Origin of the sequence: Arthrobacter sp. H5 (genome assembly GCF_000520595.1) — a bacterium.
Lineage (GTDB): Bacteria > Actinomycetota > Actinomycetes > Actinomycetales > Micrococcaceae > Arthrobacter_D.
On sequence record NZ_KI915029.1, the window covers coordinates 5,348 to 12,406 of the forward strand.

The following is a 7,059-nucleotide window of genomic DNA, read 5'->3' on the forward strand; positions in this document are numbered from 1 at the left end:
GCGTGTAGGTACCCACCACATTGGTGACGTTCTCATAGGACACCGTGGATGGCCCGTACCCTTCGTGGGTGCTGAGTTCGGAAACGTCGAGCGCCCACCGGTCCATCGTGAGGCCGCGGGAATCCATCGCCTGAAACAGCAGATCCTGCGCACTGGCCTCCTGCGCCCGCAGCGACGGATGGCGCACCAGCTCCGCCGTGAACTCCAACTGTTGGTCGAAAGCGGCGTCCACCGCTTCGGTGATCCTGCGTGCGTGTTCCGGGTTAGTCATCTGCTGCTCCTGAGGAAAGTTCTCCGTTGCACAGGCTCCGCACCACGTTGGTGAGCATGTGCAGTCCGGCGACAATGTCTTCGTCCCGGGTGTATTCGTGTTCGTTGTGGGAGATGCCGTCCACCGACGGCACAAAGAGCATCACCGTGGGGACAATGTCCTTCATGTTGGTCGAGTCATGCCCGGCGAGGGTCTTCACCCGCCGATGACTCAGGCCCAGATTTGCGGCGGTCTTCTCGGCCAGCTCCACACCCTCGGGCTGGTACGGGGTGACCGGCCAGGAGTGAGAGCTGCCCTGCTCAATCGACACGTTCGCCGCCGCCTCAATCTCCCGGATGCGCTGGTGCAGAAGGTCATCAGCCTCCGCCAGCACCGCTTCATCAGCCGACCGGAGATCCAACAGCAGGTTCACCCGCGACGGGACGACAACGGGGGAGTTGGGGTAGACATCCAGCTGACCCACCGAGGTGTGCAGCACTCCGGGGAACAGGTCCGCGACTTCGCGGGCCGCCACCACCAGCAGGGAGGCACCCAACAGGGCATCCCTCCGGTCCTCGATGACCGTTGACCCGGTGTGGGCCTGCTCGCCGTGGACTACAAACTCGTACTTGTTGGCGGCCCAATTGGAATCAACCACGCCGATGGTGACGCCGTTCCGTTCCATGCTGCGGCCCTGCTCGATGTGGATCTCCGCGCAGAACGCTGCCACGGGACCCGGGCCGTCACCGAGGCAACCGATCGACGACAGTGCCTCTGAAACGGTGACCCCGGACGCATCCACCGTGGCCAGTGCTTCCGCCAGCGGCATTTTCCCCGTGTACACGGAACTGCCCATCATGGAGGGCTTGAAGCGGGCACCCTCTTCATTGAACCAGTTGACCACCGCAAGGTTGTACTGCGGAATAATCCCCGCTAAACGCCACTGCGAAGCCAGCCCGAACGCTGCGTGAGCCGCAGCGAGAACGCCGTACGCGCCGTCGTACCGTCCCGCCGTAGGCTGCGAATCAAGGTGCGATCCCACCACTACAAACGGTGCGCCGGGCGTGAACTCCAGTAGCCCAAACTGGTTGCCGATCCGGTCGAACTCCACGCTGAAGCCCTCGGACTTCAGCAGCTCCGCGAACCAGCGCCGCTGCTCCCCATCGGCCGCCGAGCCGGCCAGACGGTGCACGCCCCCGTGTTCCGCAGCACCGATACCGCACAACACGGCGAAGTCCCGCACAAAGCGGGCGTCTTCGCCCGAGAAGGCGGACGGATCCGGCTCAACAATCCTGCTCATCACTGTCTCCTCCACAATTTCAGCCCCGCTCACAGCACACCGGTCTTCGGCGAACGCACATCGGGATCCTGCAGCAGATGCAGCACGGCCGGTTTGCCGCTGGCGACGGCGCGGCGGAACGCGTCCCGGAACTCGCCGGTGTGTTCCACGCGCTCGCCGTGGCCGCCGTAGGCTTCGGCCCAGCGCGCAAAGTCCGGGTTGCTGAGCCCGGTGCCGGATGGCCGGCCCGGATAGTGCCGTTCCTGGTGTTCGCGGATCGTGGCGAAGCACTGGTTGTCCACCACAATGGTCACCGGCGCACTTCCGTAGGCTACCGCCGTCGCAAATTCCTGGCCGTTCATCATGAAGCAGCCGTCGCCGGCAACTGAGATCACCTGGCGTCCGGGGAAGATCAGGCCCGCGGCGACGGCCGCCGGAATGCCCGCGCCCATCGCGCCGTTGCGCGGAGCCACCAGCGAGTTCGCCGAGCGGTGCTCAAAATACCGGGCCGCCCACAGCGCGTGGTTCCCCGCACCATAGGTGATGACGGCGTCGTCGTGCAGTTCCTCGCGCAGCACCGCCATGCACTCGTTCAGGTCGACTCCGCGGCCGGCGTCCTCGGGTGTTGGCGTGCTGAAGCGCTCGTAGTCGGCGCGCGCATCGGGGAGCCAACCGGGTTCCACCGCGCCGCCGCTTAGCTCTGGCAGCAGGGCCGTGAACTCGGCTGGCCCGGCCACAATGTGCTGGTCAATCCGGCCAAAGTGTCCCAGCGAATCGCCGGGCAACACCACCACGGTCTCGGCGTTCAGCCCGGTCGTGTACCCGTCGCTGAGCACATCGCCACGCGGACAGCCGATGAAAAGCAGCAGATCCGCCTTGTCGAAACGGCCGGCCAGCGCGTCACTGCGCGCATAACCGAGTGAACCCACATAGGCGTTGCCGCCGTCGAGCCGGTGCGGCACCGCGTCATACGCCCGGAAATCCGCGGCCACCGGGATGCCGCGTCCCGCTGCCCATCGCACCAGCGATTCGCCGGCCGCCTCGGTCCAGCCTTCGCCGCCCACAACAATGACGGGCCGCGACGCGCGGTCCAGCCGCGCAGTGAGTTCGGTCAACGCGGACGACGACGGCGCGGGGCGAGCCAGAGTGCGGGGCGTCACCGTGGCGCCGCCCTCCACCTGCCGGGCAAGAATGTCTTCGGGAAGGCCGACCACCACAGGCCCCGGGCGGCCGCTGAGTGCGGTGTGAACGGCGTCGTCCACCAGGGCTGCGGCGGAGGCCGGATCCTCGAGCGTGACCACCTTCTTGGCGGTGCTGCCAAACCAGGCGTTGATGTCGAACTCCTGGAACGACTCCCGGCCGCGGTCGGCCACCGGGATGAGGCCCACAAACAGCACCAGCGGGGTGGCGTCCTGGTAGGCGGTGTGGACGGCGATGAATGCGTTTGCGGCGCCGGGGCCCCGGGTAACCATGGCGATCCCGGGAACATCGGTGAGCCGACCCTCAGCCAGCGCCATGAAGCCGGCGCCGCCCTCATGGCGGGTGACCACGGTGCTGATGCTCGAATCGTGCAGCCCGTCCAGCATGTCCAGAAAGCTCTCGCCGGGGACGCCGTACGCGCGCTTCACTCCGGACGCTTCAAGCTGGGCCACAATCAGGTGTCCGGCACTGATACTGGTGCTCACACTCACTACCTTTCTCACAGGGAATTCTTCCATCTTGGCAGTCGTAGGCCATCAATGGACTAGCTGATACCAACTCTTTGGCGGGAATAGACTGTGCTCATGCACACCCCTTCCTCCGAAGAGTCCGACCGTGCCTGGGCCGACCTGGTGGCGCGCCTCAGACAACAGACCGGACCCATGAAGGTCCAGTTTTTTACCCGGCTGACCAGCCTCCCCGGGTATGCGCAGAACCTGGTCAGCACGGAGGAACTGGACACCACGGCGATGGGATCCCTGCAGCTCATCCTCGACTGCCTGGACCAGCCGGACTCCTATCCGGACCTGCTCAGGTTCGGTGAGGACCTCGGTGCCCGCAGGGCCCGCCAGGGGGTGCCCGCCGAGGCGCTGATCTCCGCCGTCCGCCTGGATTTCCCGGTGATTTGGGCAACCCTGCTGCAGTTGTCCGGCCCCGGTGATGCGTCCCTGCTCACCACCCGCGTGGAGGACGTGTGGAAGGTGGTGGATGACTACGCCGCCGCAGCCCACTCAAGTTACCTGGCCGAGCGCATCAGCATGGCACGGGAAGAGGCCGGAGTGCGTCAGGACTTCATTGCGGCTTTGTTTGGGCCCGAGGGCCAGCTGCCTGAGACCAGGAGCAGGTTCGCTGCCGCCTTCGAGGTGAATCCAGAGGGCCGCTTTGGTATTGCCGCGGCCCAGGGCAAGGGAGCGGCTGCCCTGCGTCAGCTCGCGTCGTTCTCCCACCGGCCGGCGCTGGCCTTTGTGCACCAAAGCGGGAACTATACGTACGTGTTCTGGCCGGAAACGCCCGGCATGAAGGAAACCGGCGCGGTGTTGATGCCCGCCGCCGTGGCCTCTCTCCCGTGTGGCGTGCACGGCCCCGTGAACGGCCTGGCGGAACTCGCTTCCGCCGCGCGGATAGCCGCCGTACTCAGCGAACTGGTGATGGCGGCAGACCGGAAACCCATCACCGTGGGAAGCGGCTGGACGCGGCTCACCCGGCACCGGATGTTGGAAATCGGCATTGATCTGCGGGCTGCAATGGACGGCCAACTGGCCGCATGCCGGCCCGACGAGCGGGCACGCCTCGAAGAAACCGTGCTCTGCTTCCTGAACAGCGGCAGCATCACCGAGACTGCGGAACAGCTTTATTGCCACCGCAACACCATCCTCAACCGGCTCAAGCGGTTCAAGGACCTGACCGGCATCGAGCTGATGAAACCGGTGGACGCGGCCCGCGCCGTCGTCGCCTGGGGGTAAAGAAACCCACAGTGTGCAGATGCCCAGTGCGCGCGGTGGAAACGTGTGGGCATTTCAATTGTGAGCTATATAACACCCGGGGACAGTGGGTAGGACAGTTCTAATCGTGTCCGGGCCGCACACAAGGCGGCACCCCTGCACGCCCCGAAACCCCCCTCGCACCCACAGCGTTATTGGAGATGCACATGTCCGAAGTGATAGCCTCAGCGGCGGCTCAAAGCCGCCTGGACCGCAAGAAGATGCGGAAGATATCAACGGCCAGCGTTATTGGCACCACCGTCGAGTGGTATGACTTGTTCCTGTTTGGAACCGCCTCGGCCCTCGTCTTCAACCGGATCTTCTTTCCGGAACTGGACGGCGCAATCGGCACGCTTCTCTCCTTCCTGACCTTCGCTTCCGCCTACCTGGCGCGCATGGTCGGAGCGATCCTGTTTGGTCACTTCGGCGACCGGCTGGGCCGCAAATCGATGCTCCTGATCTCCCTGATCACCATGGGCGTTGCAACCTTCGCGATCGGTCTGATCCCGGACTTCAATTCCATTGGAGTGCTCGCCCCGCTGTTGCTGCTGTTCCTGCGGCTGGTCCAGGGGCTGGCGCTCGGCGGCGAGTGGGGCGGCGCGGTGCTGATGACCGTTGAACACGCACCCGAGAACAAACGAGGCTTCTACGGTTCCATGGTGCAGATCGGCGTTCCGATCGGAACCCTGCTCGCCAACGTCGCCTTCCTGATTGTCGCCTCGAACCTCAGCGACGAGGATCTACTCAGCTGGGGCTGGCGCGTACCGTTCCTGCTCTCTGCGGTGCTGGTGGCAGTGGGCATCTACATCCGCCTGAACATCGAAGAAACCTCGTCCTTCAAGATGGTCCGCGAAACCGGTGCCAAGGCCAAGCTCCCCTTTGTTTTCCTGATGAAGAAGTATTGGAAGCAGGTCATTCTCGGCGGAGTTGCGACGCTCTCCACCGGCAGCACCTTCACCCTGCTTGTAGCCTCCGGCGTGAATTACGGCACCACTGAGCTGGGTTACTCCAGCGACATGATGCTCTGGGTGGTCATGTTCGCCTGCGTCATCGCATTCATCTCCATCCCGTACTTCGGGCGACTCTCGGACAGGGTGGGCCGCAAGCCGATCATCTACGCTGGCGTTGCCGCCGAGGCCCTGCTCGCCTTCCCCTTCTTCTGGATGCTGAACTCCGGCTCCGAAGTGATGGTCTTTGTTGCCTATGGCCTGATGATGCTGGCATTCTCCGCCAACTATGGACCGATTGCCACCTTCCTGGCCGAGCTCTTCGGCTCCAAGGTGCGCTACTCGGGACTGTCGGTGTCCTACATGCTCTCCGGCCTGTTGGGCTCCGCCGCGACCCCGGCGATCACTGTGGCGCTGCTGGCCGCAACCGGCCAGAGCTCCTCCATCGCCTGGTACATCATGGCCGCCGCGGGTGCCTCACTGATCGCGCTTTACCTGCTGACCGAGACCCGCCACGGGGACATTGACGCTGTGGAGGAGGCGCCGTCGTCCGTGGTCTCTGAAACGGCGGCCCGATGACGGTGCGGCGTGTCGCGGCCGCCCCTAATTCGGTGGGCCCGGTGGGGCCTTACTCGCAGGCGGTGGTGGCCAACGGATTTGTCTTCACTTCCGGACAGATCCCGGCCCGCACCTCCCTGGCCGATCAGCCCGAAACCTTCAGCGAACAAGTCCGCCAGACCATCCTGAACCTTCAGGCTATCCTGACGGAGGCCGGCTCCGGCCTGGAACACGTGGTCAAGGTGAATACCTACCTCACCAGCGAAGAGCAGCTTGGGGAGTACAACCGCGTGTACGAGGAATACTTTGGACCCCACCGGCCGGCGCGCACCTCCGTGTGCGTCGCGCTGTGGGGGGTCTCCCTTGAGATCGAGTGCGTGGCTGTTGTTGCGGAAGCATCGTGAGCCCGGACTTGCTGGAGCAGTTGAGCGGGGTCAGCTTTCCCACGCTGGGACACTTCCTTGAGGACGGTTTCTGCTCATCGGAAATTCGGGCCATGGTTCCCGGCCCCACCATGGTGGGAGTTGCGGCCACGGCGTGGATTCCCGACGCGGACGCTGTCGCCGTCAACCAGGCACTGATCCGGCTTCAGCCGGGGGAAGTGCTGGTCCTGGACATGGGCGGCGACTACGGGCACGCCCCCGTGGGGGCGGTCACCGCGGCTGCGGCCCGTTCCCGCGGCGCGGCGGGCGTGGTGGTGGATGGGCCGGTGACCGATCTGGTGGACCTGCGCAGAACGTACGACGACGGCGCGCTGCCGGTTTTCGCGCGCGGCACCACCTGTCTGACCACCAAGCGGCACAACTCCGGCAAGTCGCGGTTGGGTGTTCCCGTCACGATCGGCGGGGTCACGGTGAACCCCGGCGATATTGTTCTGGGGGACGAGAACGGGGTGGTGTTTCTTACGCCCGAGGAGGCTGCCGCCGTCGTTCCTCGTGCGCTCGCGTCCGACGGCGCTGAGCCGGAGATCCTGCGCCGGATCGCGGCGGGGGAGTCGCTGGAGGACGTTCTGTTCCTCGGGTAGTACTCGACGCTGGTGTACGGCTTCCTGGTCTAGGCGGGCTG

6 protein-coding genes and 1 pseudogene are annotated in these 7,059 nt (G+C 65.1%); 4 read left to right on the forward strand and 3 right to left on the reverse strand.

Going from position 1 to position 7,059, the window contains the following annotated elements; all coding sequences use genetic code 11:
- From Y708_RS30090 to Y708_RS0119865, 3 genes and pseudogenes are all read right to left on the reverse strand, one after another.
- Positions 1–271: pseudogene (locus tag Y708_RS30090) on the reverse strand (ArgE/DapE family deacylase); the annotation flags it as partial.
- Positions 264–1,550 (reverse strand): M20 family metallo-hydrolase, encoded by a 1,287-nt coding sequence (locus Y708_RS0119860; RefSeq protein ID WP_028281265.1) that lies wholly within the window; start codon positions 1,548–1,550, stop codon positions 264–266. The gene Y708_RS0119860 and the pseudogene Y708_RS30090, both read right to left, overlap by 8 nt.
- A gap of 29 nt (positions 1,551–1,579) precedes the next feature.
- Positions 1,580–3,247: a thiamine pyrophosphate-dependent enzyme gene (locus tag Y708_RS0119865; RefSeq protein WP_051479215.1), complete on the reverse strand. Its 1,668-nt coding sequence runs from the start codon at positions 3,245–3,247 to the stop codon at positions 1,580–1,582.
- Between the two features lie 66 nt (positions 3,248–3,313).
- On the opposite strand from Y708_RS0119865, the gene Y708_RS26635 reads away from it, so the two are divergent.
- The 4 genes from Y708_RS26635 (at position 3,314) to Y708_RS0119885 (ending at position 7,018) form a co-directional block, all read left to right on the forward strand.
- Positions 3,314–4,471 (forward strand): PucR family transcriptional regulator, encoded by a 1,158-nt coding sequence (locus Y708_RS26635; protein WP_155853965.1) that lies wholly within the window; start codon positions 3,314–3,316, stop codon positions 4,469–4,471.
- A 185-nt stretch (positions 4,472–4,656) separates the two neighbouring features.
- Positions 4,657–6,015, forward strand: a complete 1,359-nt coding sequence (locus Y708_RS0119875) for an MFS transporter (RefSeq protein ID WP_028281267.1) — start codon at positions 4,657–4,659, stop codon at positions 6,013–6,015.
- Entirely contained in the window at positions 6,012–6,398 is a 387-nt protein-coding gene (locus Y708_RS0119880; protein ID WP_081747046.1) for a RidA family protein, read from the forward strand. Before Y708_RS0119875 ends, Y708_RS0119880 begins: the two co-directional genes overlap by 4 nt.
- Positions 6,395–7,018, forward strand: coding sequence for an RraA family protein (locus Y708_RS0119885; protein ID WP_028281269.1), 624 nt, complete (start codon positions 6,395–6,397; stop codon positions 7,016–7,018). The genes Y708_RS0119880 and Y708_RS0119885 overlap by 4 nt, the downstream gene beginning before the upstream one ends.
- The last annotated feature ends 41 nt before the right edge of the window (positions 7,019–7,059 follow it).

Bases quoted from the DNA above. Each gene is read 5' to 3' on its own strand.
- Y708_RS0119875 (WP_028281267.1), top strand. From the start codon at position 4,657: ATGTCCGAAGTGATAGCCTCAGCGGCGGCTCAAAGCCGCCTGGACCGC.
- Y708_RS0119860 (WP_028281265.1), bottom strand. From the start codon at position 1,550: ATGAGCAGGATTGTTGAGCCGGATCCGTCCGCCTTCTCGGGCGAAGAC.
- Y708_RS0119865 (WP_051479215.1), bottom strand. From the start codon at position 3,247: ATGGAAGAATTCCCTGTGAGAAAGGTAGTGAGTGTGAGCACCAGTATC.
- Y708_RS26635 (WP_155853965.1), top strand. From the start codon at position 3,314: ATGCACACCCCTTCCTCCGAAGAGTCCGACCGTGCCTGGGCCGACCTG.
- Y708_RS0119880 (WP_081747046.1), top strand. From the start codon at position 6,012: ATGACGGTGCGGCGTGTCGCGGCCGCCCCTAATTCGGTGGGCCCGGTG.